The 2391-nt window shown below is 61.0% G+C and carries 3 protein-coding genes; 2 read left to right on the top strand and 1 reads right to left on the bottom strand.

Going from position 1 to position 2391, the window contains the following annotated elements; genetic code table 11:
* Positions 1-104 precede the first annotated feature (104 nt).
* Both Mhypo_RS18435 and Mhypo_RS18430 read left to right on the top strand, forming a co-directional pair.
* Positions 105-485 carry an IS5 family transposase gene (locus Mhypo_RS18435; RefSeq protein ID WP_206074955.1) on the top strand — a complete coding sequence of 127 codons (381 nt, stop codon included), beginning with the start codon at positions 105-107 and terminating at the stop codon, positions 483-485.
* Positions 479-919, top strand: a complete 441-nt coding sequence (locus Mhypo_RS18430) for a transposase (RefSeq protein ID WP_222592840.1) — start codon at positions 479-481, stop codon at positions 917-919. The genes Mhypo_RS18435 and Mhypo_RS18430 overlap by 7 nt, the downstream gene beginning before the upstream one ends.
* A 295-nt stretch (positions 920-1214) precedes the next feature.
* On the opposite strand, the gene Mhypo_RS17570 is transcribed toward Mhypo_RS18430, so the two are convergent.
* The gene (locus tag Mhypo_RS17570; protein ID WP_119342506.1) at positions 1215-2150 is read right to left on the bottom strand and encodes a Kelch repeat-containing protein; all 936 of its coding nucleotides are present in this window, start codon (positions 2148-2150) and stop codon (positions 1215-1217) included.
* Between the last annotated feature and the right edge of the window lie 241 nt (positions 2151-2391).

Raw genomic sequence — 2391 nt, 5'->3', positions numbered from 1 at the left:
CCGGAGCGAGCGCTAAGGCCCTGGTCCGTTCGCGGTTCTTCTCCTACAGCCCCGTCACACCTTTCCACGCCGTCCGACACGGCGCTTTCCCTACTGCAGCCTAGTTGCCTAAATCCAGGACACACCCTCTCCTGGAACCCCTCATCCCCGCCCCCAAGCCGGGAGGCCGCCCTGCAAAAGTGCCTAGAAGGGAGATCGTCAACGCCATACTCTACGTCCTGAAAAACGGCATCCAGTGGCGGGCCATGCCCCATGACCTGCCCCACTGGTCTACGGTCTACCACTACTTCCGCAAGTGGCAGAAGGAAGGGGTTTGGGAGAAGGTAGCTCAGGTTCTGGCCCGATGGGATCGGGAGCGGGAGGGGCGATACGCCTCTCCAAGCGCCCTGGTGATGGATAGCCAGTCGGTGAAGACGAGTGAAAAGGGGGGCCCCGGGGACACGACGGGGCGAAGAAGGTCAAGGGGAGGAAACGCCAGATCCTGACGGACACAGGGGGCCGATTGCTGAAGGTGTATGTGCACCCGGCCAACGAGCACGACCGGTGGGGTGGGCAGGCCTTGCTTTTGGGGATGGACCTCTCCTTGTGGCCCCGGGTGCGCAAGCTCTTTGTGGACTGGGGCTACCGGGGCCTCAAGGGGCTGGCTTCCTCCCTGGGACTGGAGTTGGAGGTGGTGGCCCGTCCCTACGCGGGGGTGCGGGGGGTCTGGGTGCGGGAGGGGGAGGAGGTGCCGGAGATTCCGCGGGAGGGTGGGTTCAAGCCCCTGCCCAAGCGGTGGGTGGTGGAGCGGACCTTTGCCTGGATGGGGCGGAACCGACGGCTGGGAAAAGATTACGAGTACCATCCTGAGGTAACGGAAGCCTGGATGTATTTAGGCATGATATGCTTGCTGGTGAAGCGGCTGGCCAGGGCCGCATAAGCTGGAGGAAGGGACTTTTACAACAGTTTCTCATTTGCTTGGAAGCATGAGTTGCAGCCCCCTCACCCGGCAACACCGGGTTGCCATCAGAAGTGGCCTACTGGGCAAAACGAGCACCAGGCTAACTGCCGGTGACGCCACCCCCTACCACGGGGGTAGAGAGAAAGGGAAAAACGATAAAAGCCTGTATTTGCAAGGCCAATATATCCAGCAGAGCAAAAAAAGCTGTTTGGTGCAAGCACTAGGATGTTCGTGGGAGGCCGCTCTAATAACTTCCCCGAGCAATTCCAGACGCTTACTCACAAGGCGGGGGGCCATAAACTTCCAGCAAATTCACCGCCCCAAAGCCCGCCAAGTTTGCGCCAGCGATCATGTAAATTCTGCTGCCCAAGGTAACGGCGGCCTGGCCATGCCGTGGGTTGGGCATGGAAGGCAACGCCGACCAGCTATTGCGGGCAGGCGAATAGACCTCCACCTGGGAGAACACCCCGCGCGGGGCCGCAAAGTCCACCTCGCCGCCAAAGGCATACAAGCAATTCCCCAGCACTGCTACTGCGTGTCCCGAGCGTCCTGTGGGCATGGGGACAAGGGTTTCCCAGCGGTTGGTTGAGGGGGTGTAGGCCTCTACCTCCCGCAGGGTAAAGGTGCGCTCGTTGCGGCCACCCACCACATAAATCTTGTTGCCCACCACCCCAACGGCCAGGTGTTCTCGAGGAGTAGGCAAAGGCGTTAGTATCTGCCAGCGGTTGTTGGTGGAATCGTAGACACTGACCTCATCCAGCAAGGCTCCCCTGGCGCCGCCAATGGCGTATAGCTTCCCTTCTACCGCGGCCGCAGCCAGGGCCCCTCTAGGCGAAGGCATGGGGGTTCCCAGTTGCCACTGCCCCCTGGCAGGATCAAATATTTGCACGGCATCGGTAGGCTGGCTGAGTCCCTGACGGTAGCCCCCCAACACATACAGCTTCCCAGCCAGGACCGCTGCCGCCGGATGGTTCACCCCAATCGGCATGGCAGGCAGGCGGCTCCACTGGTTGCTGGCAGGGTCGTAGACCTCAGCGCTGTTGAGGGTGCTACGGTCACGGGCAAAGCCACCCACCACATAGATCTTTCCCCCCAGCTCCACCGCTGCAATTTCCTGCCGAGGCTCGAGCAAGGGTGCTAGCGTAAACCAGCTTCCCACCTGGGCCCAGGCCAAAGGCAACAACACCAACCCCCACGCAAGCCTTTTCATTGGATGCCTCCTGAAGTCATTGTACGCGCCTGAGTGCTTCCAAGGAATGTTTGTCACTGTAGGATCCGCGGCAATCACTCGAGTACTGCACCCCTAACCGTACAGCTTGATGAGGGGTGTGTCCTGGATTTAGGCAACTAGGCTGCAGTAGGGAAAGCGCCGTGTCGGACGGCGTGGAAAGGTGTGACGGGGCTGTAGGAGAAGAACCGCGAACGGACCAGGGCCTTAGCGCTCGCTCCGG

The sequence above is a fragment of the Meiothermus hypogaeus genome (assembly GCF_003574035.1).
Classification (GTDB): Bacteria; Deinococcota; Deinococci; order Deinococcales; family Thermaceae; genus Meiothermus; species Meiothermus hypogaeus.
This window is presented reverse-complemented; position numbering and strand designations above follow the sequence as displayed.